The sequence below is a fragment of the Edaphobacter lichenicola genome (assembly GCF_014201315.1).
GTDB lineage: Bacteria > Acidobacteriota > Terriglobia > Terriglobales > Acidobacteriaceae > Edaphobacter > Edaphobacter lichenicola_B.
Genome location: NZ_JACHDY010000005.1, coordinates 148,051 through 174,547, shown reverse-complemented (window position 1 = coordinate 174,547; position 26,497 = coordinate 148,051). Strand labels below are relative to the sequence as shown.

At 59.9% G+C, this 26,497-nt stretch carries 23 protein-coding genes; 13 read left to right on the top strand and 10 right to left on the bottom strand.

All coding sequences use genetic code 11. The annotated features are described in order from the left end of the window. Positions 1–232 precede the first annotated feature (232 nt). Genes murQ through HDF09_RS16115 form a run of 3 tightly spaced genes read left to right on the top strand, consistent with a single transcriptional unit; the run spans position 233 to position 2,893 of the window. Positions 233–1,141, top strand: a complete 909-nt coding sequence (gene murQ / locus HDF09_RS16125; RefSeq protein ID WP_183768187.1) for an N-acetylmuramic acid 6-phosphate etherase — start codon at positions 233–235, stop codon at positions 1,139–1,141. A gap of 41 nt (positions 1,142–1,182) precedes the next feature. Beyond that, positions 1,183–1,677 carry a Holliday junction resolvase RuvX gene (ruvX, locus tag HDF09_RS16120; protein ID WP_183768185.1) on the top strand — a complete coding sequence of 165 codons (495 nt, stop codon included), beginning with the start codon at positions 1,183–1,185 and terminating at the stop codon, positions 1,675–1,677. A 49-nt stretch (positions 1,678–1,726) separates the two neighbouring features. Beyond that, positions 1,727–2,893 (top strand): glycerophosphodiester phosphodiesterase family protein, encoded by a 1,167-nt coding sequence (locus HDF09_RS16115; RefSeq protein WP_183768183.1) that lies wholly within the window; start codon positions 1,727–1,729, stop codon positions 2,891–2,893. 442 nt (positions 2,894–3,335) lie between these two features. Here HDF09_RS16115 and ruvB read toward each other — a convergent pair whose 3' ends face one another. Together ruvB and HDF09_RS16105 are read right to left on the bottom strand one after the other, a co-directional pair. Beyond that, entirely contained in the window at positions 3,336–4,403 is a 1,068-nt protein-coding gene (ruvB, locus tag HDF09_RS16110) for a Holliday junction branch migration DNA helicase RuvB (RefSeq protein WP_183768181.1), read from the bottom strand. A 202-nt stretch (positions 4,404–4,605) separates the two neighbouring features. Continuing rightward, entirely contained in the window at positions 4,606–5,952 is a 1,347-nt protein-coding gene (locus HDF09_RS16105) for a glycoside hydrolase family 27 protein (protein WP_260181382.1), read from the bottom strand. A gap of 259 nt (positions 5,953–6,211) precedes the next feature. Here HDF09_RS16105 and HDF09_RS16100 point away from each other — a divergent pair, with 259 nt between their 5' ends. After that, positions 6,212–7,897 carry a M28 family peptidase gene (locus tag HDF09_RS16100; protein ID WP_183768177.1) on the top strand — a complete coding sequence of 562 codons (1,686 nt, stop codon included), beginning with the start codon at positions 6,212–6,214 and terminating at the stop codon, positions 7,895–7,897. A 45-nt stretch (positions 7,898–7,942) separates the two neighbouring features. Here the strand turns inward: HDF09_RS16100 and HDF09_RS16095 are convergent, their stop codons facing one another. Continuing rightward, positions 7,943–8,119 carry a hypothetical protein gene (locus HDF09_RS16095; RefSeq protein WP_183768175.1) on the bottom strand — a complete coding sequence of 59 codons (177 nt, stop codon included), beginning with the start codon at positions 8,117–8,119 and terminating at the stop codon, positions 7,943–7,945. A gap of 108 nt (positions 8,120–8,227) precedes the next feature. Between HDF09_RS16095 and HDF09_RS16090 the strand changes: the two genes are divergently transcribed. After that, a complete protein-coding gene (locus HDF09_RS16090; RefSeq protein ID WP_183768173.1) occupies positions 8,228–8,650 on the top strand; it encodes an OsmC family protein in 423 nt (140 codons plus the stop codon). A gap of 212 nt (positions 8,651–8,862) precedes the next feature. On the opposite strand, the gene HDF09_RS16085 is transcribed toward HDF09_RS16090, so the two are convergent. Both HDF09_RS16085 and HDF09_RS16080 read right to left on the bottom strand, forming a co-directional pair. Continuing rightward, on the bottom strand, positions 8,863–9,816 hold the full coding sequence (locus HDF09_RS16085; RefSeq protein ID WP_183768171.1) for a cation diffusion facilitator family transporter: 954 nt from the start codon (positions 9,814–9,816) through the stop codon (positions 8,863–8,865). 208 nt (positions 9,817–10,024) lie between these two features. Beyond that, positions 10,025–10,549: a hypothetical protein gene (locus HDF09_RS16080; RefSeq protein WP_183768168.1), complete on the bottom strand. Its 525-nt coding sequence runs from the start codon at positions 10,547–10,549 to the stop codon at positions 10,025–10,027. A gap of 192 nt (positions 10,550–10,741) precedes the next feature. Here HDF09_RS16080 and HDF09_RS16075 point away from each other — a divergent pair, with 192 nt between their 5' ends. The 7 genes from HDF09_RS16075 to HDF09_RS16045 all read left to right on the top strand — a co-directional run bounded on the left by HDF09_RS16075 (position 10,742) and on the right by HDF09_RS16045 (position 20,324). Then, on the top strand, positions 10,742–12,337 hold the full coding sequence (locus HDF09_RS16075; RefSeq protein ID WP_260181381.1) for a hypothetical protein: 1,596 nt from the start codon (positions 10,742–10,744) through the stop codon (positions 12,335–12,337). Positions 12,338–12,449: 112 nt separating this feature from the next. Next, positions 12,450–13,121 (top strand): ATP-dependent protease subunit HslV, encoded by a 672-nt coding sequence (hslV, locus tag HDF09_RS16070; protein ID WP_406704861.1) that lies wholly within the window; start codon positions 12,450–12,452, stop codon positions 13,119–13,121. 63 nt (positions 13,122–13,184) lie between these two features. Next, entirely contained in the window at positions 13,185–14,768 is a 1,584-nt protein-coding gene (gene hslU / locus HDF09_RS16065; RefSeq protein WP_183768164.1) for an ATP-dependent protease ATPase subunit HslU, read from the top strand. Between the two features lie 438 nt (positions 14,769–15,206). Beyond that, entirely contained in the window at positions 15,207–16,661 is a 1,455-nt protein-coding gene (locus HDF09_RS16060; RefSeq protein WP_183768162.1) for a glycoside hydrolase family 47 protein, read from the top strand. Between the two features lie 412 nt (positions 16,662–17,073). Continuing rightward, positions 17,074–18,108, top strand: coding sequence for a hypothetical protein (locus HDF09_RS16055; RefSeq protein ID WP_260181380.1), 1,035 nt, complete (start codon positions 17,074–17,076; stop codon positions 18,106–18,108). Then, positions 17,999–18,559, top strand: a complete 561-nt coding sequence (locus HDF09_RS16050; protein WP_183768672.1) for a hypothetical protein — start codon at positions 17,999–18,001, stop codon at positions 18,557–18,559. Before HDF09_RS16055 ends, HDF09_RS16050 begins: the two co-directional genes overlap by 110 nt. A 442-nt stretch (positions 18,560–19,001) precedes the next feature. Then, a complete protein-coding gene (locus HDF09_RS16045; protein ID WP_183768160.1) occupies positions 19,002–20,324 on the top strand; it encodes a GGDEF domain-containing protein in 1,323 nt (440 codons plus the stop codon). 194 nt (positions 20,325–20,518) lie between these two features. Here the strand turns inward: HDF09_RS16045 and HDF09_RS16040 are convergent, their stop codons facing one another. From HDF09_RS16040 to HDF09_RS16025, 4 genes are all read right to left on the bottom strand, one after another. After that, positions 20,519–20,920: a hypothetical protein gene (locus HDF09_RS16040; RefSeq protein WP_183768158.1), complete on the bottom strand. Its 402-nt coding sequence runs from the start codon at positions 20,918–20,920 to the stop codon at positions 20,519–20,521. A 130-nt stretch (positions 20,921–21,050) separates the two neighbouring features. Beyond that, the gene (locus HDF09_RS16035) at positions 21,051–22,049 is read right to left on the bottom strand and encodes a transaldolase (protein ID WP_183768156.1); all 999 of its coding nucleotides are present in this window, start codon (positions 22,047–22,049) and stop codon (positions 21,051–21,053) included. Between the two features lie 77 nt (positions 22,050–22,126). Further along, positions 22,127–22,975: a fumarylacetoacetate hydrolase family protein gene (locus tag HDF09_RS16030; RefSeq protein WP_260181378.1), complete on the bottom strand. Its 849-nt coding sequence runs from the start codon at positions 22,973–22,975 to the stop codon at positions 22,127–22,129. Between the two features lie 8 nt (positions 22,976–22,983). Beyond that, on the bottom strand, positions 22,984–24,237 hold the full coding sequence (locus tag HDF09_RS16025) for a fibronectin type III domain-containing protein (RefSeq protein ID WP_183768154.1): 1,254 nt from the start codon (positions 24,235–24,237) through the stop codon (positions 22,984–22,986). Between the two features lie 214 nt (positions 24,238–24,451). Here HDF09_RS16025 and HDF09_RS16020 point away from each other — a divergent pair, with 214 nt between their 5' ends. After that, positions 24,452–25,297, top strand: coding sequence for a helix-turn-helix domain-containing protein (locus HDF09_RS16020; RefSeq protein WP_183768152.1), 846 nt, complete (start codon positions 24,452–24,454; stop codon positions 25,295–25,297). Positions 25,298–25,358: 61 nt separating this feature from the next. On the opposite strand, the gene HDF09_RS16015 is transcribed toward HDF09_RS16020, so the two are convergent. After that, positions 25,359–26,483 carry an A/G-specific adenine glycosylase gene (locus tag HDF09_RS16015; protein WP_311719728.1) on the bottom strand — a complete coding sequence of 375 codons (1,125 nt, stop codon included), beginning with the start codon at positions 26,481–26,483 and terminating at the stop codon, positions 25,359–25,361. Positions 26,484–26,497 lie beyond the last annotated feature (14 nt).

Sequence of the window (26,497 nt, the reverse complement as noted above, 5' to 3'; positions counted from 1 at the left end):
CGGCAACATCTAAAAACCTGTCAAGCCCTAACCCATCCCATCCCTCACCGAATCAACAACATCTTCGTGGCGTATCAGTTACCCCTAAGCCGCTAAACTAGAAGTAGCAGATCTAAATCAAACGTTAGCGCCAAATATAGTCGGGAAGGAACTCGCACCTCCAGGTCCAAAGCTAAAGTATCTAAATCGAATACTTTGCACACTTTTGACAGGGGGGGAGGGGATACCACACATGGAAACCAGAACGAATCTCGCCAACCTCGCCACTGAAGCGCGCAACCCGCGAACCGAACACATCGACGAGCTTCCCACTCTGGAGATGCTCCACCTCATCAACGAGGAGGACGCGAGCGTCGCCACCGCCATAGCTGCCGTCCTTCCGCACATCGCCCAGGCCATCGACGCCATCGCCCACCGCTTTGAAGCAGGCGGCCGCCTCTTCTACATCGGCGCAGGCACCAGCGGCCGTCTAGGCGTACTCGACGCCAGCGAGTGTCCTCCAACCTTCTCGGTTCCGCCGACCCTCTTCCAGGGAATCATCGCCGGTGGTGACAGCGCCCTCCGCAAGTCCAGCGAACAATCCGAAGACTCTCCGGAACAAGGGGCCGCAGACCTCGCCGCTCACGCACTCACCGCTAACGACACCGTCCTCGGCATAGCCGCCAGCGGACGCACTCCCTACGTCCTTGGAGCCCTCACGCTCGCTCGCCAACTAGGCGCCCTCACCATCTCCCTCACCTGCGTCCCCAACTCCGCGATGGCCGAAGTTGCGGAGATCTCCATCGCTCCCATCACCGGGCCCGAGATCCTGACCGGCAGCACGCGTATGAAGGCCGGCACCGCCACCAAGCTGGTCCTCAACATGATCTCCACCGGCGTCATGATCAGGACGGGCGCAGTCTACGGCAACCTCATGGTCAACATGCAGACCTCCAACGTCAAACTCGTCGACCGCGCCCAGCGCATCATCATGGCCGCCACCGGCATCGATCAACCCACCGCCACCGCCCTCCTCGAAAAAGCCGGCACCATCAAAACCGCTATTGTCATGCAGAAGCTCTCCATCGACCGCCCCGCCGCCGAAGCAAAACTGAAAGCCCACCACGGCAATCTCTCCGCGCTCCTGAATCGGAAGCCCTAACTCGCACCAGATTTCCCGTGAGGCAGCGGTAGACTGAGGCTATGAAGACCGGCCGCGTGATGGCGTTGGACGTGGGAAAGATTCGTGTGGGCGTCGCGCTCTCCGACCCGCTCGGATACACCGCGCAGCCCCTGTTAACGCTGTGGCGCAAGACCCGGGGCGAAGATCTGCGCAGCCTGCTACGCCTGATTCGCAAGCATGAGGTAGTAAAGATCGTGGTAGGCAATCCGCTGCATATGTCAGGTGAGGTAAGCCCCTGGGCCGTGAAGGTGCATGAGTTCGCCGAAGAGTTGCAAAAGCGCTCCGGCCTTCCCGTCGAGCTCTGGGATGAACGCCTCAGCTCGGTCGCAGCACACGAGATCCTTAATGAAGCCGGACACGGCCGCCGCGAGCGCAAGTATGTCATCGATCAGGTCGCCGCAGTAGTCATCCTGCAGGGTTGGATGGAGGCCACAGCACAGGCTGCAGCAAAGGCAACCCTGCAGCAAAGCGACCTCAGAGACATCAACGATCAAGACCCTGCCGAAGGGGAATGACCATTCGCATTCACGCCCCGGCAACTTCAACCCACTATCATTGGTGGTCATGTTAACCTCGACGCGAACGGTTTTATCCGCAAGCCTCCTCCTCACCACCGCAACCCTCACCGCCCAGCAGCCCCCCATGCAAAATCCCTTCCTCGGACTCATGACCGCCGCCGACAAGCATGCCAGAGCGCACAACGCCCAGACGCCGGTGCTCTCCCCGCTCGATGCAACCCTCTTAGGCTCCAACCCACCGGTCAACGTGGCGGAGCTTCACAAAGCGCGTTTCAAGGTCGTTCCCTGGACCACCAACGATCCGGCGAAGATGCGCGCCCTCATCGATCTTCGCGTCGATGGCATCATCTCCGACCGTCCTGACCTCCTTCAACAGGTCGTGAAGGAGGAAGCCGCCGCACACCCCAGCGAAGCCGTTTACTTCAAGAGCTTCGACGTCTCGGCTCATCGCGGAGGCCGCGGTCTGCGCCCCGAAAACACGCTGCCCTCCTTTGAGGACGGACTTGATCATCTGAGCACCACGCTCGAGACCGACACCGGCGTTACAGCCGATCATGTGTCTCTGATATGGCACGATCAGTTCCTGAATCCAGAGTCGTGCCGTCGGGTGGATGGTGCCCCCTACACCCTCGAAAACCGCGTCTACACTCGCGACATCTCGCTCGCCGAAGCACAGAGCACCTTCATCTGCGACAAGCTGCATCCGCAGTTTCCCGACCAGAAGAACGATCCCGCGCTCTCGCCTGTAGCGGTAGCCTTCGCGAAACAGGAGCATCTCATCAGCCCCTATGTTCCGACCCACGCGGAACAACTCTTTCGCTTCACCCGCTTCTACGCCGGGTACTATCGCACTGGAGCGGGCAAGTCCCATCCCGAAGCGGCTGCGCGCGCGGCGAATGCGGAGAAGGTCCGCTTCAACCTCGAGACGAAGATCCTACCTTTGCCCAATGATCCAGCCGGGCCTAACCCGCCTCTAGTCAACGCCCACGCGGAACCAACGACCAATCACACAGTCGACCCGCAAACCTTTGTAAACACGCTGTGTGGGGCGATTGTGCGGAACCATATGGAGGCGCGAGCCGAGGTGCAGAGCTTTGACTTCCGGACCCTGATCCTGGTCGAGGAGCAGTTCCCGAAGATTCCCACCTACTACCTCACCGAATCGCCGAAGATGCTGAGCACGGAGTTCGTCCCGGCTGCCTTGCGGCAGTAATTTTGTGGTGCTGGTGCAGGATTTTTTTCTGCGTGGTGGTTATGGTGTTTTGCAGGGGTTTTTGCGGAATTGTGGTTGCGTAACGTGGTGTTTTGGCATGGTAAACGTGGTGTAGATCGTGGTGAATGTGTGGCTGGAAACACCACAAATTTTGCGACGAAAAATACGCCACGTTTTTGAACTTTATTTTTTGGTGCGCGTTGCAGTCGACTTCGAAAGGTTCTCTTGGATCTCTTGGGCAGACATCCCGCTGAAGTGCCAACAGATTATGGCGGTCAAAAACAAGATTCCGCCGATTGCGATTTGAACGAGTATCCCGGGCGCAAAGCTAGTGGAGAAAATGCCAGGGGGGCAAACAAACACTACCACTATAAGAACTCCCAACAGCTTAGCGACGCTGCGAAACTTACTTTTCATTTCATCTCACCACACGAAAGATAAGCTAGAAGAGGCTTAGTTTGCGGGGCATCTCGATGCCTAAGTGCTCGTAGGCCAGGCGCGTGGCTACTCGACCTCTTGGGGTGCGGTCCAGGAAGCCTATCTGGATGAGGAAGGGCTCGTAGACCTCCTCCAGCGCGTCCTGTTCTTCGGCCAGCGCTGCGGCCAGGGTGTTGAGGCCAACGGGGCCTCCATCGTACTTTTCGATGATGGTGCGGAGGAGACGACGGTCCAGCTCGTCGAAGCCGTGGGCATCTACTTCGAGGAGGGAGAGAGCTGCCTGCGCTGTGGGGCGGTCGATAACGCCTTTCGCTCGTACCTGCGCGTAGTCGCGGACTCGGCGTAACAGGCGATTGGCGATACGTGGAGTTCCGCGGGAGCGCATCGCGATCTCGGCAGCGCCGTCCTGATCGATGGGGACACCAAGGACTTCGGCGGAGCGCTCGACTACGAAGCGGAGCTGGTCGTCGGTGTAGAACTCGAGGCGCAGGAGGATGCCGAAGCGGCTGCGCAGTGGGGAGGATAGCAGGCCGGGGCGCGTGGTTGCGGCTACGAAGGTGAAGGGGCGAATCTCCATCACGTGGGTGCGGGCGGCGGGGCCCTGGCCGATGATGATGTCGAGCTTGTAGTCCTCTAACGCGGTGTAGAGCTTCTCCTCAAGGACGGGCTGGAGCCGGTGAATCTCGTCGAGGAAGAGGACCTGGCGTTCGCGCAGGTTGGTGAGGATGGCGGTGAGGTCGCCTTGAATCTGCAGCGCTGGGCCTGAGGTCTGCTGGTAGCCGACGCCCAGCTCGTTCGCGATGATGGTGGCTAGAGTCGTCTTACCCAAGCCGGGAGGGCCGAAGAGGAGGACGTGGTCGAGGGCTTCGCCGCGGGATTTTGCCGCTTCGAGGGCAATCGCGAGCTGCTCTTTGGCTTTTTCCTGACCGATGAACTCGGCGAGGCGCGTGGGGCGGAGCTTAAGTTCGAAGGCATCGTCGTCTTCGGCTTTGCCGGCGGAGACGAGACGCTCGGCTTCGGTCGATCGTGCTTGATTGAGATCGATCTTCGGTTTGTTTTTGAAGGAGTCCACTGAGGGCGATGGTACGGCGAAGGTGGTTTGGGATGCAAATGTTGCGGTGGACGCTTTGGGTGCGAAGCGGGGATGAGGACAACTGCAAATACAGGGATCTCTCCACTGCGCAACGGACGGTAAAACTGTCCGTTGCTTCGGTCGAGATGACGAGTTTTTTGGGGTTGATTGAGAAGGAGCAAGAGCAACTGCGGAAGAATGGCTAGTCGTGGAGGGAGTAGACGACGGAGCCGTGCGGGGGGAGATCGACCTGGAAGGAGTTCACCAGGCCTAGCTCTTTTCTCTGCCAGAGGTCGCGGACCTTGTACTGTGCCTTGTCGATGTAGCCGTACTCGGCAAAGGTCTTGTCGACGTAAACGGGCGCGTCGCTCAGATTGAAGATGGCGAGATAGTGCTTGTCTCCGCGGATGGAGTGCGAGGTCCAGGTGACGAGGGGTCCGTCCTCGGTGTTCTTCTCGCTGGCTGTAGAGTCGCGGTCCATGTCGATGACGGCCTGATTGGTGAGAAGCGACCTGAGCGCATCATCCATCTGGGTGAGATTTCCGCCGACAAAGAGGGGCGCGCGCGCGATGGCCCAGAGGGTGATCATGGTTCGTTGCTCGTCTTCGGTGAGCCTTGAGTTGCGTGGTTTGCCCTCGCCCGGGTTTGGGCGGAGCTGGCCGATAGGGAGCATGTCCGCATCCGGCCACGCTCCGGGTCTTGTCTGATCGGCCCACTTCGCGAGGATGGCGAACTGACCCTTTACGCTCTGCGACCATTCGGCCTCGGGGTCTTTGTCCCAGTGGTCCCATACGTCGGCTGAGATGCGCCACATCTGCGCGTTCTTTGCCACCTCGCCGGCGTGGTCGAGCGGCGTGGGGCCGGGGGAGAGGCTGAGGACCATGGGACGGCCGGATCGCTCGATGGCTTTATGGATCATGCGAATCTCGGCGCTCTTGTAGGGGTTTGCGATGCAGTCGACCTTGAGGTAGTCGACGCCCCAGGAGGCGTACTGCTTGATCAATGCGTCGTACCAGGCTTGTCCGGCGAGGTTGGCTTTGACGCCGAAGTTGTCCGGGTTCCAGGAGCAGGTATCGGTGGTGTCCGCGGCCATGCTGGCGCGGTAGCGGGTGGCGCCGATGTGCGTGTTGGCGAAGACGGTCTTTTTGGGTATGCCTCGGAGGATGTGGATTCCGAACCTGAGACCGTCGTCGTGGACGGTATCGCTGAGTGGTTTGAAGCCGTTGCCGATTGCCGAAGAGGGGAAGCGGTTGGGGGCGGGCTCGTACTGTCCCCGCAGATTGACGGTGTAGCGCAGAGCCTGCGGCATGGAGATGTTCTCGGGGTTCTGCAGGTACCAGCCTGCGTCGATGACGACGTACTGCCAGCCGAACTCCTTCAACTGCGCGGCTAGAACGACGGTGTTGGCGCGGAACTGGGACTCGTTGATGGCGGGACCGTAGGCGTCCCAGCTGTTCCATCCCATGGGCGGTGTAGGGGCTAGCGCTTTGTCCTGGGCGGTTGCCGGGATTGCGAGGAGAATCGCCAGAGCTGCGCTAAAACGCTTCATCACCATGCGAATAAACATATCAAAGTAGGAGCGAGGCTAGCTGCTGTCTCAGGGGCAGAGGCGCGAAGACAAATACAGGGATCCTTCGATTGCGTTGCTCAAAAAATGCCGTGAGCAACTTCGCTCAGGATGACGGTTCGATGACAACGGTAACGACGGCTTCAACATCGGCCTCAAGGAAGCAGAGCTGGATATCTTCATCGTGGAAGATGCGATTAGACTGGACGGATTCGTGAAGTCTTACGCCAGGAGTAGGAACGTGATCAAGATTCGCTTGGGCATCTGTGTGGCAGCCTCCGTTATTTCTTTCTCTACAACTCTGATCGCCCAGTCGATTCCGCCTGCGGTGAAGGCGGCGGAGGCCTCGATTGACGGCGAGAAGATTCGCGCGCAGGTGCGCTTTCTTTCGGACGACCTACTGGAGGGACGCGGGCCTGGGCTGCGCGGGAGCGAGATTGCGGCGAAGTATATTGCGACGCAGTTTGCGCTGTATGGGTTGAAGCCGGGTGGGGATAACGGGACTTTTCTGCAGCAGATTAATTTTGTTGGGATGAAGGTGATTCCGGAGAAGACGACGATGTCGCTAATTCCGAAGAAGCCTGCGGGCATGTCGATTGATCTGCATTCGATCGATCTGACGTACGCGGACGACTATACGGTGAGCAATCGGATGCTAACGCCTAGCGTGGATATCGATGCGCCGATTGTGTTTGTTGGCTATGGTGCGATTGCGCCGGAGTTTCAGTGGGACGACTATGCGGGCGTGGATGTGAAGGGGAAGGTGATTCTTTGCATCGTGGGTGATCCGCCATCGGATGATCCGAACTTCTTTGGTGGCGATGCGCTGACTTACTACGGGCGGTGGACTTACAAGTTCGAAGAGGCGGCGCGTAGGGGTGCGGTGGGGGCGCTGATTATTCATCGCACGGATCTGGCGAGCTATGGCTGGGATGTGGTAAAGAACTCGAATACGAGCGAGAAGACTTATCTGCGGGATGACAAGGATCCGCAGCTGGAGGCGGCTAGCTGGATTCAGCTGGATGTGGCGAATAAGATCTTTGCGGCGAGTGGGCTGGATGCGAATGCGGAGATTGTGGCGGCGGGCAAGCGCGGGTTCAAGGCGGTGGAGTTGCCGGTGCGGTTGCAGGCGCATGTGGAGAGCACGGTGCGGCCGTTCCAGTCGCCGAATGTGGTGGGGATTTTGCCCGGAGCCAATGCCGGGGGCAAAGACCAGGCGGTGATGTATACAGCGCACTACGATCACCTGGGGTTTGTGCCGGGGATGGCTGGGGACAATATCTATAACGGAGCGGCGGACAATGGCACGGGCTGCGGGATGCTGCTGGAGATGGCGCGGGCGTGGGCGCAGTCGGGGGTGAAGCTGCCGCACTCTCTGATCTTCGCTTCGGTGACGGCGGAGGAGCAGGGGCTGCTGGGGTCGGAGTATCTGGGGCAGCATCCGCCGGTTCCTGCGGGGCAGATTGCGCTGGATATTAATTACGACATGATTCTGCCGATCGGTGTGCCGCTGGAGACGAATGTGAATGGGGCGCAGAGGACTACGTTCTTCCCGACGGTGGAGGCTACGGCGAAGAGGTTTAATCTTGCGATTGTGCCGGACCCGAAGCCTTCAGCGGGGAGCTACTATCGCTCGGACCACTTCAGTTTGTCGCGGGTGGGGATTCCGGCGTTCTCGATTGAGACTGGGAATCTTTATGAAGGGCATGACGCGGCGTGGGGACACAAGCAGCATGAGGAGTTCACGGCGCATGACTATCACAACTTCAGCGACAACTTCCATGAGGATTGGGACTTCAGCGGGAATGCGAAGCTCGACCGCTTTGGCATGGAGCTGGGGTGGGAGGCTTTGAGCGCGCCGGCGATGATTCAGTGGAAGGCGAAGGATGAGTTCGAGGCGGCGCGGAAGGCTAGCCAGGGGAGGTAGGGCGCGCGTATGGCCTGAGGGGCTCTGCGGGGTTCAGGCTCTGGTTCAGTAGAAGTCGGCGCAGCTTAGGAAGTAGCCGCAGGTTCGGCAGATGAGCTTGCAGCGACTGTCTTCGAGGCGCGAGGAGCAGGTGGGGCAGAAACGGGAGTGGTGCTCGGTGGCGATGGGGCAGGCGGGTGGAGGCGGCCCGGCTGCGGCTTCGGAGGCTGAGATCGGCGGCATTTCGAGATGCTACCGCAAAAGAGATTTTTTCAAGGTCCTTTGGTTCAAGCCGCGCATCGAAGAAGGTACTGTTGACACGTAACAGTTGAAAACAAAAGGAGAACTACGATGGATCGCACTGGCAGCGCAGTATGGCATGGCAAGATTATGGACGGCACCGGCACCATTTCCACACAGAGCGGCACGTTGAAGAACACGCAGTACAGCTTCAAGACTCGTTTTGCTGATGGTGTTGGGACTAACCCTGAGGAGTTGATCGCGGCGGCACATGCGGGCTGCTTCACGATGGCTCTGAGCGGCCAGCTTACTGAGGCAGGCTTTACTCCCGACACCATTGAAACGACAGCGACGCTGACGCTCGATGTTCATGGGTCGCCTACAATCACCAAGATTCACCTGACCACGAAGGGGAAGATTCCTGGCATTGATAAGGCTAAGTTCGATGAGCTGGTGCACAATGCGGAGATCGGCTGCCCGGTGTCGAAGGTGTTGAAGGCCGCGACGATTACTGTCGACGCTACGCTGGTTTAGAGATTGGTGTCCTGCCGGACGGGCCTCCTACGCGGAGGGCGCCCACTTCGTGGGGCGTATACCTTCTCGGCGGGTTATCGGCATGGGTCCTCCCGTTGGTCGGAATCATCTTCCCTCCGACCAACGGGAGGAACAGTAATCTTCATTCGGCACAACAGGGTATACCCGTCACGAAGTGACCGCCCCGCGCGCAGCGGGCCCGTCCGGCAGGACTAGTGAGCGTGGCCGTGATGGTCATGCCCGTGGCTATGGGCGCCGATTGCCTCAAACTCTGGAGGCGCAGCGCAGCCATAGGTGGTCTCGCAGCCGGTGATTTCAAACTGGATCGTGGTGTGGGTGATGTGAAAGCGGTCGCGCAGAGCGCACTTGATGTCCGCGAGGATGCTGCTGCACTCGGACATGGGCATCTCGGCGATGGTGACGTGACTGGCAAGCGCGTGGGACTGTGAGCCGAGGCTCCAGACATGGAGGTCGTGAACGTTGAGGACGCCGCCTACCGAAGCCATGGCCTGACGGATCTCGCCGAGTTCAAGGTTGCGCGGAGTGCCTTCCAGCAGAATATTCAGCGTCTCGCGAATGATTCCGATGGAACTATAGAGGATCATGCCGGCGATGAGGATGGAGAGCACCGGGTCGATCCACGACATGTGGGTGAAGAAGATGGCAGCGCCGCCTGCGATGACCGCGGCGGTGGAGAGCGTGTCGCCGAGCATGTGCAGGAAGACGCTGCGGATGTTGACGTCGCCGGAGAACTTCCAGAGCAGGGTCGCGATGGTGCCGTTCATCAGCACACCGGCGGCGGCGACGTACATCATCAGCTTAGGCTGCACTTCGACGGGTGCGCTGAAACGGTGGATGGCGGCAAAGGCGATCCATAAAGAGAGCACGACGAGGGTTGCGGCGTTGACGAACGCGGCGAGGACACCGGCACGCTGGTATCCGAAGGTCTTCTGATCGGTTGCGGGACGTGCCTGAAAATAAACGGCTACGAAGGACAGCACAATGGCGAGCAGGTCGCTGACGTTGTGCCCGGCCTCGGAGATGAGGGCCAGGGAGTGTGCCCGCAGACCGAAGTAGAAGGTCGCTCCGACATAGGCCAGGGTGAGCACCATGGACAGCTGCAAGACTCGCTGCATCTTGCTGTTCGGAGTGGCGACCATGTGCATATCTACAAGTGTAGTCTCTCCCGGGAGCAGGGTTCAATGAAGATCCCTGATAGAGAGGGAGAATGCTGGTGCCAGAACGGATATCTAAAGAGTGGGTCCTGCCGGACGGGCCTCCTGCGCGGAGGGCCCGTCCGGCAGGACAGTTTCTCAACGGTCTTTAGGGTGGCTCCTTATGGAGCACGCATCTGCCAGGAGGATGGCTCTGCACCTAAATGGTTTCGTCCGGAGGTTCTGTCTGTTGGAAGTTCGTTGGGTCGAGCCGGAGGCCGCTCCAGGTCTCGGCTACGATGATGCTGTTGGCTGGATTTTGCGGGGCGTAGCGGACCTGGATGGGGAGGTCGGTGCGAACGCCGTGGACCAGGTCGGCGAGCATGGTGACGTCCTGCGCGCACTCGTAGGTTACGCCGGCGATGCGGTAGACGTAGACGATCATCTCTGGTGTTAGCGGGCCGTGGGGAATGGGCTGAGGATCGTCTGCGAGGTCGAGCGCGGGGCTGCGGACCTCCGCGATCATGGTGTCCATGATGGTTCCGTCGGTGATGCGTCCGATGCGGGCAAGAAGATCGCGGCGTTCGCGCTCCAGCTCTTCGGCGGAGGGTTTTTTGCGCGTGAGGACGTAGGTGACGACGCCGATTGCTGTCGCGGTCGTTGCTCCCATGGCGATGAGGACTCGCGGCGAACGGAGGGCAGGCAGCAGGTGAGTTGGAATCAGCGAAAACACAGTCTCTGCCAAAAAGCATAGCCCATCACGGAGGGATCGGGAGGGGGAAGGTGCTATGTCAGTAACGTTCTTTTGGGGGATTGCAACGACGATCAGGTGCTCAAAAAAGAAATTTAAATAGAGATTTCCCCATTCTTATCCGTTGGGAGTAGAATTCCGGCGAAGTTCAAACTAAATGGCGCGAGTGCCCCCGGAGTGATGAAGATGAATGGAAAGACATGGTTTAGATCCCTGCTGGGGCTTGCGTTGACCGCACCCGCCTGGCCGCTGACTCTCACAGCTCAAACACCTGCTGCAATTACCCCTGCGAAGATGCCGAAGGTCGGCACGGTGGGGGAGCGCTTTCAATCGTTCAACATCGAGATGGTTGAGGTGACTGGCGGGCGTTTCTGGGCTCCTTACAAGAAACAAGGCAGCGCCGAGCAGGATGTGCCGGCTAGTGCGAAGAACTCTGCGCCTGCGGGGATGGACCCTTCCGCGTTTCGGTACCGCGAGCCGATCAACCTGGCAAACCCGCGGCTGCGCAAGCTTGCGGCAGGGCTGGCGCCTTCTTACGTAAGGGTCAGCGGGACGTGGGAGAACACGACTTACTTCCATGATTCGGACGAGCCCGCACCGGCGACTCCACCAACAGGTTTCAACGCCGTGCTGACGCGGCCGGAGTGGAAGGGTGTCATCGATTTTTCGAAGGCTGTGGATGCGGAGATCGTGACATCTTTCGCGATAAGCCCTGGGGTGCGCGATGCCGAGGGCGTGTGGACTCCGGTGGAGGCGAAGAAGGTGCTCGCGTATACGAAGGCGGTCGGCGGAAGTATTGCCGCGGCCGAGATGTTCAACGAGCCGACGTTTGCCGGGATGGGAGGCGCGCCGAAGGGCTATGACGCGGCGGCGTATGGAAGAGACTTCAAGGTGTTTCGCGGCTTTGTGAAAGAGGCCGCGCCGGAGATGGTGATTCTCGGCCCCGGGTCGGTGGGAGAGATAGGGCTTGCGGTGGGCCTGCCGCCGAATTCCATGATCAAGACTGAGGACATGATGGCGGCGTCCGGGCCTGGTGTGGATGCATTCTCGTATCACTTCTACGGGGGCGTCTCGCAACGATGCAAGATGATGGGCGCGGCGATGCAGACGACGCCGGAGGCTGCGCTGACGGATGATTGGCTGTCGCGAACGAATCGGGATGAGGATTTTTATGCGAAGCTGCGCGATCGCTTTGCTCCGGGCGCACCGCTTTGGCTGACCGAGACAGGGGAGACGGCGTGTGGCGGCAATCCGTGGGCTTCGGACTTTATCGACAGCTTCCGTTACCTGAATCAACTTGGAACTTTGGCGAAGCGGGGTGTGCAGGTGGTGATGCACAACACGCTTGCAGCGAGCGATTATGCGCTTGTGGATGAGGCCACGCTGCTGCCGAGGCCGAACTACTGGTCTGCTTTGTTGTGGCGGAAGACGATGGGGACGACGGTGCTCGATGCGGGTGCTTCGCCTTCGCCGAATCTGCATTTGTACGCGCACTGCCTGCGAAATCAGCCTGGAGGAGTGGCGTTGCTGGCAATCAATGCCGATCGTACGACGCCTCAGGAGCTTAAGGCGCCTGCGAAGTCGAAGCGTTACACGTTGACGGCGAAAGACCTGATGGACAACAAAGTCGAGTTGAATGGGGTGGAGTTGCAGGTGAACTCCGACGGGGATCTTCCTTCGCTTGAAGGAGAGGCGCAGGCTGCAGGGACGGTTCGCCTTGCTCCGGCGAGCATCACGTTTCTGGCGTTTCCGAATGCGGGGAACGCGGCCTGCCGCAGATAATCGCTGCGGTTGGGACTTGGCATCGATCTGTGGTCGACCTGGTTGAGGATGTGCGATGCGCCGGAGTCGAGGGTAGAGGAACGGAGGATTGACGATATACTGAAGGTTGCCCATGAAGCCGCCTTCTTCCTCTATCTCCAAGTCGTCCGTTCCCGCTAAAATCTCCACTCTTCCGCTGGGCATTGCTCACCCGCTGGGCGTTGCTCACCCGCTGGATCTGGGCGACGGGCGGCGGATTCGCTCGACGACCGTCATCTGTGTGCGCCGCGGCGACTCCGTGGTGATGGCTGCCGATGGGCAGGTGTCGCTTGGCGCGACGATTATGAAGGGGTCGGCGAAGAAGATCCGGCGTCTGTACCAGGACAAGGTTCTGGCGGGATTTGCGGGATCGACTGCCGATGCGTTCTCGCTGTTTGCCCGGTTTGAGACGAAGCTTGAGCAGTATGCAGGCAACCTGGGGCGCGCGGCGGTGGAGTTGGCCAAGGACTGGCGCACGGACAAGATGCTGCGGCAGCTTGAAGCGCTGTTGATTGTGGCGGATTCGAAGCATACGTTTCTGCTGTCGGGGACCGGCGATGTGATCGATCCGGATGAGGGAATCGCGACCATCGGCAGCGGCGGCAGCTTTGCGTTGGCCAGCGCGCGGGCTTTGATGGAGAACACGGATTTAAGCGCCCGAGAGATTGCCGTGAAGAGTCTAAAGATTGCTGGACAGATCTGCATCTACACGAATGACCAGATGACGGTGGAAGAGCTGAAGTCCGAGACGGCAGAGAACCAGTAGCCTCGACAGTTCGTAGAAGTTTAAAGATTCGTCGCCGAGAGATGCGACAAGGAGTACAGCACTATGGCAATTTTTCTACCTGGAGCCGCTGAAGATCAGGCGCTCGCACTCGATGAGATGACGCCGCGCGAGATCGTCACAGAGCTGGATAAGTACGTGGTAGGACAGCATGCGGCCAAGCGGGCGGTGGCGATTGCGTTGCGTAATCGCATGCGCAGGCAGAAGCTCCCCCCGGAGCTGGCCGATGAGATCATGCCGAAGAACATCATCATGATCGGGCCGACCGGCGTGGGGAAGACGGAGATTGCGCGAAGGTTGGCGAAGCTGACGAACTCGCCGTTTCTGAAGGTGGAAGCCTCGAAGTTTACCGAGGTCGGCTATGTTGGGCGCGATGTGGAGTCGATTGTGCGCGACCTGGTGGAGATCGCGATCGATATGGTTCGCGAAGAGAAGATGGAAGAGGTGGAGGATAAGGCGGAGCTTGCGGCGGAGGATCGTCTGATCGATCTGCTGCTGCCTCCGACGCCAACGGCTGCGACTGCCGCTGCGGCCACGCATGAGCCTGGAAGCAATGTGATTCAGCTTCCTGTGGCTGGGGCGGCGGATGACTCCGAGGAGAAGCCGGGGGATCGTGAGCACCGGACGAGAGAGAAGCTGCGGCAACAGTTTCGCGAGGGCAAGCTGGATGAGCGTACGGTGGAGCTGGATGTGCGCGACCGCAACCAGCCCAGCTTTGAGGTGATCTCTAATCAGGGCTCCGAGGAGATGGATATCAACCTGAAGGACATGCTGCCGGGGCTGTTTGGACAGCGCACGAAGAAGCGCAAGATGAAGGTGGCAGAGGCCTTCGACTACCTGGTGCAGGAGGAGGAAAGCAGGCTGATCGATATGGATCAGGTGAATCGGCTTGCGGTGGAGCGGGTGGAGGATTCGGGGATTGTGTTTCTGGATGAGATCGACAAGATTGCGGGGCGCGAAGGCGGGCATGGGCCGGATGTTTCGCGAGAAGGCGTGCAGCGGGATATTCTGCCGATCGTTGAAGGGACTACGGTTAGCACGAAGTATGGGATGGTCTCGACTGATCACATCTTGTTTATTGCTGCGGGCGCGTTTCATGTGTCGAAGCCGAGCGATCTGATTCCTGAGCTGCAGGGGCGTTTTCCGATTCGCGTGGAGCTTAACTCGTTGACGGTGAACGACTTTATTCGCATCTTGACGGAGCCGAAGTCTTCGCTGGTGAAGCAGTCTACGGCGCTATTGGAGACGGAGGGGTTGAAGCTGGAGTTTACGAAGGAGGCGATTGCGGAGATGGCGCAGTTTGCTTTCAGGGTGAACGAAACCACTGAAAACATTGGGGCTCGGAGGCTGCACACTATTCTGGAGCGTGTGCTCGATGAGATCAGCTTCCAGGCGCCGGATCTGTTCAAGAGTCCGCGGGCGGAGATTACGGAGGAGGGCGTGGTGGGCGAAGTGCCTGTTTCTGCGTCGCTTACGTCGGAGCCGCAGATGCCCTCGCCGCCGCTGCCGGTGATCGAGCGGCAGACTGCCACGGGCGTGGAGAAGGTCATCGTGGTCGATCCGGAGTATGTGCGGCAGCAGGTGGCTTCGATTGTGAAGGACCAGGATCTTTCGCGTTATATTTTGTAGTTTTTTTCCTCGTGTGGTGGAGTGGTGTTTTGCAGGGGTTTTTCACGTTTTTTGGTGTCCAAACGTGGTGTTTTGGATGGTGAAACGTGGTGGCGTTGTGGTGTTTTGTGTGGCTGGAAGTGCACGAAAAAGCTGGCGTATTTTTACGCCAGCTTTTTTGTAGATTTTTTGATTTTTTTGCACGCGAGAGTTCTAGGGGGGCCGCTGATCAAGCCGGAAGTAGGAGATTTGGCGCGTGCTAAGAATCCGGAAGTGAGGGTAGAAAGGCTTTGATGGTATGGGGGGATGAAGCCTATCGGGATCCTTCGCTCCGCTCAGGATGACGGCAAGAACAGGCAAAGGCAACTGCAACAGCAGATCCCTACGGGATGGCAACAAAAAAGACAGGCAACAGCAAAGGTCGAAGAGACGATGACAGGCGGAATCAATCGGAGGAGCATGAGGTTTCTCGGAGTTGTTGGGACCATAGTGCGGGTGTGTGGAGCGGCGTTACTGGGCTCAGGGCTGTTACTGGGCTCAGGGCTGTTGTTGATTGGCTCAGGGGTGTTGAACGCGCAGGTTGCGGCGGCGGGGGCGGCGCAGGAGCCAACCTTTGGGACGCCAACCTTTGGAACGGCGATCGATCGTGCGGCGATGGCGGAGCGGGTGAAGCAGGAGTATCTGCATGGGTGGAACGGATACCGGCAGGCTGCGTGGGGACATGACGAGGTGATGCCGCTGACGGGCAAGCCGCACGACTGGTACGGCGTCTCGCTGCATATGACCGAGATCGATGGGCTGGACACCATGCTGCTGATGGGGCTGACGACGGAGGCCACCGAGGCGAGAGAGGATCTGGATAAGAACCTCAGCTTCGATCAGGACATCTATGTGAAGAACTTCGAGATCACGATCCGGTGTCTTGGCGGCCTGGAGAGTGCGTATGAGATCAGCGGAGATAAGCGGCTGCTTGCGCTGGCCGAGGACCTGGGCGACCGGCTGCTGCCGGCGTTTCATTCGCCGACCGGAATCCCTTATCCGTTTGTGAATCTGAAGACGGGTAAGGTGAAGGGCGTGGAGACCGATCCTGCGTCGAGCGCGCTGCTGCCGGAGTTTGGCACGCTGAGCAAACTGACGGGCAAGCCGGTGTACTACGACGCGGCGAAGCGGGCGATGGTGGAGATTTGGAAGCGGCGGTCGGGCGTGGGGCTGCTGGGCGGCGCGATCAACGTGGATACGGGCAAGTGGACCGATACGACCGCGACGGTGGGGAGCGGGACCGACTCGTTCTACGAATATCTGCTGAAGTGCTGGCTGCTGTTCGGCGACAAAGACATGCAGACGATGTGGCAGCAGGCGACGGGTCCGATCCATCAGTATCTGGAGGATGAGGTGCGCAGCGGTCTCTGGTATGGAGAGGCTGAGATGATGACGGGCAAGCGGACGGAGCAGAACTACGGGGCTCTCGATGCGTTCTTTCCGGCGCTGCTGGCGCTCGATGGAGACATGAGCAGAGCGCAGAGGCTGCAGCTTTCTAACTTTCAGATGTGGACGGCCTACGGGATTGAGCCTGAGGTGATGAACTACGCGACGTTCGAGGTGAGCGATGGGGGGTATCAGTTGCGGCCGGAGATTATTGAGTCGACGTACTATCTCCACCACCTGACGGGCGATCCGCTGTATGAGCATATGGGGCAGATGTACTACGACTCGCTGGTGCGATGGTGCCGCACGCCGAATGCGTATGCGGCGCTGAGCGATGTGCGGACGAAGGCGCAGAAGGATGATATGGAGAGCTTCTTCTTTGCGGAGACGCTGAAGTATCTGTATCTGCTGTATGCGCCAGATGCGACGGTGGATTGGAGGCGTACGGTCTTCAATACCGAAGCGCATCCGCTGAAAAGATTCGATTGATGCGTGGTCCTGCCGGACGGGCCCGCTGCGCGCGGGGCGATCACTTCGTGATGCGTATACCCCTTCGGTTGGCGCTCCCGTTGGTCGCGAAGGAAGTTTGTGCCGACCAACGGGAGGAGCTGGCGAAGCTCTAAAGAGGCGTGCGAACGCCCGCCCCACGCGTAGTGGGCCCGTCCGGCAGGACAGTCTCTAAGAGACATAACTTTTACAACTGACTTTGAAGGCTGTTTTCGGTGCCGGAAGACTGGTTTTCGACGGCTTTGATGAAGTCTTGTCCCGGCCTTGTCATCCATGCGTCAGCCTTTGGTCAGTGATAGCAACTTATTGAACTGCATGGGGTTCAATGGTCAGGCACGATTTGAAGGCAATGTGACGTTTCCCCTTCTGTTTCATCTAAATGGACAGAGGTTTTATGAATATGTCAGGGCTCAAATCGGTACTTCTTCTCTCCCTGGCGACTCTGTTTACGCCTGTCTTTGCTCAGCAGCAAGGCGCGAACCCAGCCCGCCCAGGAACTCTCAACTATGTCGAAGGTCAGGCCTCGATCGATGGCCGCCAGGTGACGGCGCACTCTGTGGGCCAGGCCGAGGTGGAGCCGGGCCAGTATCTTGCGACCGCTGACGGCAAGGCGGAGATGCTGCTGACGCCGGGCGTGTTTCTGCGGCTGGATAAGAACAGCACGGTGAAGATGATCAAGCCGGACCTGACCCACACCGAGGTAAGCGTCGAGCAGGGGCGCGCGGAGGTGGAGGCGGACCAGCTCTACCCGCAGAATATGATCCTGATCGATCAGAAGGGGGGTCAGACGCAGATCCTGAAGAACGGCTTGTATGAGTTCAATGCGGATGCGAATACGGTGCGCACGTTTGACGGGAAGGCGTCGGTGTATCCCGGCAATAATCTTGAGAGCAAGGTGAAGCCGGTGGAGGTGAAGGGCGGCAGGCAGATCACGCTCGTCGGCGAGACGGTAAAGCCTGTGAGCTTCAACAAAGACCGTTCGCAGGATGATCTGTATCGCTGGAGTCAGCTGCGGTCGCAGTATCTGGGTGAGGCGAACGTCGATCTGGCGGCGCAGTACGCCGGGTATGGTCCTGAGTACGGCTATGGCGGGTTTGCGCCTGGCTGGGCTTGGGACCCTTATCTGTATGGGTATGACTGGCTGCCGGGTGGTGGGCCGTTCTTCAGTCCGTTCGGCTACGGCTTCTACTCGCCTTACTACCTGTATGGTGGTGGGTTTGTGTATGGCCGTGGCTTCTATGGACGCGGGTATGGCTACGGTGGCGGCTCTGGGTTCCGTGGTGGCTCTGGGTTCCGTGGCGTGAGCGGCGGAGGCTACCGTGGCGCAACTGTCGCGGGTGGAGGCTCCCATGGCGGTGGCGGATTCCAGGGCGGCGGTGGTGGCGGTGGGTTCCACGGCGGTGGCGGTGGTGGTGGAGGCCACCGGTAAGTCCGGGTTACACGCGCGAGAGAGGGCTGGATGGTCGAGGACGATCTCCAGCCTTCTTCTTTTTGGCTCGACTGAGCACAGGCAAACTGCGTCCGGAGGCAGCAGCATCTTGCCAACGCGTGAAGAGGCCGGTGGAACGGGACGAGCGGTTGGCAGGACCACAGTTCGTCGGGATCCTTCGCGCGCTCAGGATGACAGCGAAGGCCTAATACGCCAGCTTGATACAGCCGTCAGCTCAAAACGGCTTCGCCAACTCAAGACAAAGGGACGCTGCGGAATGACAAGCTCCCTTCGCTGGAAGAAGTTGTGTAACGGTCTTGGGCTTTGGGTCACTACTATGGCGTTGCCGCTCTTTCGCCAGTCTGGTGTCTTAGCGGAGCAGGCTGGCGTGAAGGAGTGGCGGCTTTCGCGGTTATCTCGAGGCTTCGGCGTGACGGATTTTTATGTATAAATTCGTCGCGGATACCGCATAATTGTCCAACAAACCGCGTTTGAACGTCTGTAAGGCAGAGGCGTAGCTGGTGAGTATCAGGGTCCCCGCTTAGTGAATGCGACTAGTGCGAAGACCCCAGCGGGAGGGTCCGGTATTTTGGTCTGTAGTCTTTTCCGTTGTCTTCAGTAGAGTTGGTCCAGGCAGCGGTTGGCCCATCGCAGGATGGTCTGCGCTGAGTTCTCATTCTGGGCTGTCGTTCCTTATAAATTTTTGTTCCGTAAAAATCTCATTCGCTATCGCGCGAACGATGGTTTGTGGACTATTGTTCTCATTCAGGGTTTCAAGGTTTCAGGGCTTTACGGTGATGGCCAGGTTGCCGTCATCGGAAGAGGTAACAAACGCATCCCGCCTGGCCTCTGGGTCAAGGCCAAATCCAAGTGCGACGATGCCCGGGTCCCCGATGAACTTTGCCTTTCTTCCCGATCTTCTGGCGTTGTTGATCCTGATTGTGATCCTGATGTTGCTGCGCAAACGGCATCCTCAGGAGCGTGCCGACCTGTGGCTGCTGGGCCTGTTCTTTACGCTGGTGGAGGCGGCGGCGCATACGTTCTACGCGTCGAATGGACCGCCGCAGAAGATTCTGCATGTGGTCGTGATGGACTGCTATCTGCTGACGGGCATGATCTTCGTGTGGGCGTCGGGAGTTTACCCGGTCTCGAAGACTGCGCGGATGCTTTATCTCTCGCTGAATACATTGCCGCTGCTGGCGCTGTGCACGGTGTATGGGCTGCACCTGAATCAGGGGATTGTCTTCTTTCCGTGCATGGCCGCGGGGATGGTGATCGGGGTTTCGAGCTCGCTGTATCTTCGCCGCAGCTGGATAGCGGCTGTGCTGCATGTGTGCGGGTGGATGGCAATGGGATATCTGATTCACATCTCCGACTACCGGGCGGCCGTGTATTGGAGCCTGTGCTGCGTGTACGCGACCGCTGCGTTGAACTTCCAGCGGCGGCTGCCGGCGGGAAGCACGGGCAGGCTGGCGATTGTGACCGGCTTTACGATCTGGGCGCTGTGCCTGTTGCTGCATCCGTGGATCGTGCAGTATCGCGCGTATGCCGATATCGCTTCGCATATCTGGAATATGCAGAAGTCGCTGATCTCGATCGGGATGATCCTGGTGATGCTGGAGGAACAGATCTCGAGCAACGAATGGCTGGCGCTGCATGATGAGTTGACGGGGTTGCCGAACCGGCGCCTGTTTGCCGACCGGCTGACGATGGCGATCGACCGGGCGGACCGCACACGCAACCGGCTGGCGCTGATCGTTCTGGATCTGAACAGCTTCAAGAAGATCAACGACACGTTGGGACACCAGGCGGGCGACGAGGTTCTGCTCGAGGTTTCGAAGAATCTGCGCCGGGGGGTGCGGGCGTCGGATACGCTGGCGCGGCTGGGCGGCGATGAGTTTGTGATTGTGGCGGCGGATGTGGAGCCGGAGCAGGGGCTGGATCAGCTGATGGAGACGGTTCGCAGAGTGCTGGAGCGGCCTCTGGTGGTGGAAGGAAAGCAGATGGTGGTGTCGGCGAGCGTGGGCATGGCGGTATATCCGCACGATGCGCAGGATGCGATCCGGCTGCTGCGGGTGGCGGACCAGAGGATGTATGCGTCCAAGCAAAGGCCGGGAGCCCAGTCGGCCAAGGGTGTGGGCGGTTTGACTGCGGCGGTGGTGGACTCGCAGATGGCTGCGGTGGCGAGCGGCAGAGGTCGAGTTTCAGCACTGTGAGATGTGCGAGGTGAAAGGAAAAGGGCAGGGACTTTGAACGGTCCCTGCCCTTTTCTTTGGTCGCAAACCTTTTTGTAACTGTTTTGGTTTTATGTAACTGCTTTGGTTTTATGTAACTGCTTTGGTTTTATGTAACTGCTTTGGTTTTATGTAACTGCTTTGGTTTTATGTAACTGCTTTGGTAACGAATCGAATTAATGGTGTCCGCCGCCTGTATGGCCGCGGCCGTCGCGCACCTCATTGCCGTGGAAGTTCTCCATGTGGTCGACGTGGTTCTCGGGCCGTGCGGCCTCGCCACGGGCTGGGTATGGGCCGCGATATCCGTGCTCGGGATGGAAGTGGTTATCGACGTGACCGTAGAAGTGATCGGGGCCGTGAAACCAGGGGCCCGCGCCGATGAAGACACCGCCGGTGAACCACTCCGGGCCGTAGTAGCCGTAGGGAGTGCAGTTGTAGGGCGCGTAGTCGTAGTAGCCGTAGGGGCATGCAGGAGCGGGCCCTATGTTGACGGTGACTTGAGCCTGCGCTTTGGGAGGTGCCACCGCAAAGCTGACAGCAGCAATTGTGGTTGCGGCAAGGATTTTTGTGGCGTGCATTTTTCACCTCGCTTCGTTTAGAGCGAGGCAAAGGTGGGAGAGGTTGGCCGAAAAAAAGTTTTGTTCAAGGCAACTCGGCGGCCCCTTTATGAGAGGCCGCCGAGAGGAAAAACGTTGAATCGGTTGAGGATTAGCGGGTTGCTGCGGCTGGTTCGCTGATCTCGCTGAGGCGTTTTTCGAGGATCACTTCGAGATCGACAATGGCCTTGGAGAAGCCGTCGATGCCTTCCTTCAGCTTGTCAGTGGCCATGCGATCTTCGGCATGCATCTTGTCGAAGGTGGCTTTGTCCATGGGGATCTTCTTGATGTCCAAGCTCTGTGCTTTGGCGGGATCGAGCTTGCGAGGCAGCGAGCCCTGGGCTTTTTCAAGCTCGTCAAGCAGCTTCGGTGCGATGGTGAGAAGGTCGCAACCGGCGAGCTCAGTAATCTCACCGATATTGCGGAAGCTCGCGCCCATGACGACAGTCTTGTAGCCGAATTTCTTGTAGTAGTTGTAGACGGTGGTGACGGAATGAACGCCGGGGTCATCGGCAGGAGCGTAGTCCTTGCCGGTGTCTTTCTTGTACCAGTCGAGAATGCGTCCGACGAAGGGCGAGATGAGGGTAGCCTTGGCTTCGGCCGCAGCGATGGCCTGGTGAAGACCGAAGAGCAGCGTCATGTTGCAGTGGATGCCCTCCTTCTCGAGAATCTCAGCGGCACGGATCCCCTCCCAGGTGGAGGCAAGCTTGATGAGAACGCGGTCGCGCGAGATGCCGGCCTTGTCATAGAGAGCGATGATGGCGTGGGCCTCGTCGATGGACTTTTTGGTGTCGTAGGAGAGGCGGGCGTCAACCTCGGTGGAGACGCGGCCGGGGACTATGTTGAGGATCTTGAGACCGAAGGCGACTTCGAGAGGTCGGAAGGAGGCTGCGGCGACTTCTTTGTCCGAGGCGTTGGGGCCTGCTTCTTTGCGTACTGCTTTGAGCACATCGTCGACGACGGCCTGGTATTCAGATTTCTCGGCGGCTGCGGCGATCAGAGATGGGTTCGTGGTCGCATCCTGTGGGCGGAACTGCTGGATGGCGTTGAAGTCTCCGCTATCGGAGACGACGGTAGTGTATCCGCGAAGCTGTTCGAGTAACGATGCCATAATCTTTCTCCTTGGCTGTTGTACAGATTTTATCAAGCTCTCAGGAATTGCGTTGTCTCTAGGATGCTCGGTGGGTGTTAACCGGCGGCAAATTGATTTTCGAGGACACCCAAGCTGTCTATTTCAACTTGGATGCGGTCACCGGGCTGAACGGCTCCTACTCCTGCGGGAGTTCCTGTGGGAATGAGATCGCCGGGCTCGAGGGTCATGGTGGCGGTGATGTAGCGGAGCAGGTCGGCGATGGGGAAGATGAGGTCGCGGGTGCTGCCCTGCTGCTTGACGACGCCGTTGAGCCGGGTGGTGATGGTGACCGGGGACGGGGCTTTGTCGGCGAATCCGACGGGGTCGATCTCGTCCGAGACGATGGGACCGACGGGGCAGAAGGTGTCGAAGCCCTTGGCGCGGGTCCACTGACCGTCGGACTTCTGGATGTCGCGGGCGGTGATGTCGTTGACGCAGACGTAGCCGCGAATGTAGGGGCGGACGTCTTCGTCGGGGCCGATCCGGTAGCAGCGGCGGCCGATGACGATGCCTAGTTCTCCTTCGTAATCAACGCGGTTGGAGATGGCGGGCATGCGGATGGTGCCTTTGGGGCCGAGCAGCGAGGAGGGCGGCTTGAGGAAGAGGAGCGGCTCTTTGGGGACTTCGTTACCTAGCTCGGCGGCGTGGTCGCGGTAGTTGCGGCCTACGCAGAGGATCTTCGAGGGCGTGACGGGAGGCAGGAGATGCAGGTCGTCGAGCGGGGTGGGTTCGAAGTCGACCGCGAGGGTGGGGATGGGGACGCCGCCGAGGATGCGGGTGTTGAGGTCTTCCTGCGGTGCTTGCATGGGAAGCGTGGCCCAGAGGATGCCGTTTCGCTTCTCTACCAGGGCATAACGTGGGAGAAAGGTGCCGTTTTCAGACGACAGATACTTACAGTAACGCATGTGTTTTTTTATTGCTCCCTTAATGTTTCCTGCACGTCGGCGCTTGGAGCGCTCTCGTTTCCTGTGGCATCGACCGCTGTGACGCGATAGGCGTAGCGATGCCCTGGGATGGCGGTTTGATCGCGGTAGGCAGGACCGACGATCGGGGATGGGTTCAGGCGCGTTGCTGGTCCCGCAACTTGGCCTGTCGGGGTAACTTCCTGTCGATACACACTATACCCGGCGAGATCGGCATCTGTGTTGGGGGTCCATGAAAGATCGATGGATCGGTCGGATGCGGTGGCTCCTCCGGGTACGGCTTCGAGGCCGGTGGGGATGGCGGGGGGGAAGGTGTCGAGCATGGTGATGGTGATGGGGGCGGAGACCTCGCTGCGAACTTCGAGCGCGTGGCCGGCGAGGGATAGCGTGCGAATGCGCCTGGCCGTGTAGCGGTAGCTACCGCCCTTCTGGGTGGTCTGGTCGATGGTGCCGCCTGCGTCTGCTGCTTGTTTTGGAGTCTCCAGCTTCACGTCGTCCGGGGTCTTCGGCGAGGTTGATAGTGTCGCCTGAGGCTTGGCGGAGGCGAAGGCGGAGGGAGGCGAGGCCTTTCTGGATTTGCTTCGCAGTGCAGGCTTCGGTGCGGTGGAGGAGGCTGAATTAGCTGGGGCGGGAGTTGGAGTGGTGGTGGTGGACGCGACCAGATGGCGGTCCAGCTGTACCTGCGAGTTGCCTGGGGAGACTCCTTTCGGCTGCTGCCACTCGAGCTGAATGCCCTCCCGGACGGACGTCGCCCGGAGCTGCTCGACTGGCGGCGGGGCAGCGCCGGCGGCGGCGAAGGCCTCGGAGGAAGAGCCTGCGGAGCGGTTGTGGGCGTTGAAGAGTTGGACCTTGTAGGCGAGGAGCGAGGCCGGATCCGCCGTCAGCGCGGGGGGAAGGGCCTCGTCGGCCTGGCTCGGTCCACTTTTTACCGGCAGATGCTTCACCACCGTGCAGGCAGGAGTGGAAGTGGGGGCTGGGAGAGTGGCGCGGCAGATCTCCGCGGTGATTATGCCTTTGATTGCAAGGTGATCGGTGGTCTTCTCGGGGGTCGTCCAATGAAGTGTGACGCTGTCGCCGACTCTTTCGGCGGTGAGGTCCTTTACGACCTCGGGCAGATTGAGGGAGGGGGCATGGGGCGGGCCGGGACTGGCGCAACCCAGGGCGAAGACGATCGGCAGCGCGGCGGCTGCGAGGGGGAGCCATCGCCGAGTCTGCGAACGGCTGGGGATGAGCAGAGACTTCATTGGTCTGTGACCATCATAGGTCATAGGCTAGAGCGTCGAGTCCGATAGACCGGAGCGTCGGAGAGCGTGGGGGCTGGGACTGGCACTTCGCGGAAGATCTTTTTCCGAAGAGCGCCGTGTGCAGATTAAAAACCTGCATCCAATCCAAGAAATGAGGCCATCCGTACATCTTTTGACTGGGTATCAACGTCTGTTGGCGTAGCGAATAAAATCTATGAGCAAAACTATCTCCTCCCCCCTTCTGCCCCCCGCTGAGATTCCCGCTCTAACTGACAGTCTGATTCCAGGCGGCGAGGCAAACCCGTCGTTAGGCGTTCGCTCCCTTCAGGGCGTTCGCTCTCTTCAGATCGATGGAGAGGCAGCCGAGTCGTTCATCGCCGAAAAACGCATTGGGGAGCGCATCAAGCACCTGCGGCTGAAGAAGTCGATGGGCCTGGTCGAGCTGGGTCGCCACACAGGACTGTCCGCCAGCTTTCTGTCGCAGCTGGAGACCGGGCGCGTAGTGCCGACGCTGCGTAACCTGGCGCGCATTGCGATGGTGTTCTCGAAAGACCTGAGCTACTTCTTCGATCCGGAGCCGCAGACGCTGTTCCGGGTGCATCGCCGCGACGAGCGGGTGCGCCTGCCGCAGACCGGCGCCGACGACCCCGCCTACTTCTTCGAGAGCCTGGGATATTTGGTTCCCGACCGCCAGCTTGACCCTTACTTCGCGGAGTTTCTGCCGGAGAAAGAGGGCCGTTCGCCGCGCGCGCACCAGCACGTTGGCTGCGAGTTTCTCTACGTGCTCTCGGGCACGCTCGCGGTCCGGCATGGCGAGACGGTTCACCACGTGGAAGCAGGGGATGCGGTCTACTTCGACGCGAACACGACCCACAGCTACATGTGCACGGGCAAGACAGCGGCGACGGCTGTGATCGTGACACTGCAGCATCCGCTGCTGATGCAACTTGGGAGTGGAGCGCGGGCAGCGAATGGAGCCAATGGCAAGGTTCGCGGTCTTCCGGGCTCGATGCTGCCGCAGGCTGCTGCCGCCAAGAAGGCGTCTCCACAGATGCACTAGGGGCTCGCGGTGGCATTGGCTCGGAAGGCGTGGTGCGGCCAGGCTTTGTGAGCAGGGTCTCTCAGCGGGCCTGCGAGATCGGCTTTGCCGCTGGTAGCTTCGTTACTGCCGGTAGCTTGGGAAGGTTGACCTTCATGACGTCGAGGCGCTGAAGCACTTTGCGAGCCAGCCCAGTGAGCGGCCTGGAGTTCAGCCTGCTGGTCGGGACCCAGTGCAGATCGCCCTTTGCGGCGGGAACGGAACGGCGCAGGCCGCGGTCCTGCGGTCCACTGGCGGCGTAGACCTGCACATAGTAGTTCGTGTTGGTGATGGCGTGGCGCAGGCGCAGCAGAGGTTCGCGGCCCTGGACTGCATCCTGCGGGAGCGGCGGCAGCTCGTACATATTCGGCATCAGGCTGGCGTCTTCGGCGCGGAGTTCGAGGAGAACTTCGGTGAGGGTGCCGCGCTTTCGCAGGCTGAGCAGATACGCGGCGGGACGGCTAAGCTGCGCGACGCGAGGCGGTGTGAGGTGCTCGCCGCGGGTCTTGCACATCGCATAGACAGGGCAATGCAGGCAGAGCGGAGCCTTGGGCAGACAGATGGTTGCGCCGAGCTCCATCATGGCCTGGTTGTGATCGCCGGCGGCGTTGGTCTTTTCGCCGATGCGCCGGTTCGGCATAAGGGCAGTGGCCTGTTGCTGGACGAAGGCCCGGCCGGCGGCGTCTCTCTGCTCCGGCCTTCCGGTGAGGCGCAACAGGACGCGCTCCACGTTGCCGTCAACTACGGCAACGCTCTCTCCAAAGGCAATGCTAGCGATCGCGGCGCTGGTGTACTCGCCGACGCCGGGAAGCGTGCGCAGCTCCGCGGCGGTGCCGGGCAGGATGCCGCCACGCTCTTCGATGAGGAACTTCGCAGCCTTGTGCAGCATACGCGCCCGGCGGTAGTAGCCAAGGCCCGACCACAGGGCGAGAACTTCAGCCTCGGGCGCGAGCGCGAGAGCGAGGATGGTGGGGAAGCGTCGGAGAAAGCTCTGGTAGTGTTCGACGACGGCGGCGACGCGCGTCTGCTGCAGCATGACCTCGGAGAGCCAGGTGCGGTAAGGATCGCTGACGTGACGCCAGGGGAGCTCGCGTGCGTGGGTGCGGTACCAGCTCATCAGCCTTCGCCGGAAGAGGGCGGCGTCGAGGGGTGAGCTTCTGGGATGCACTCGATCTTCGTTGA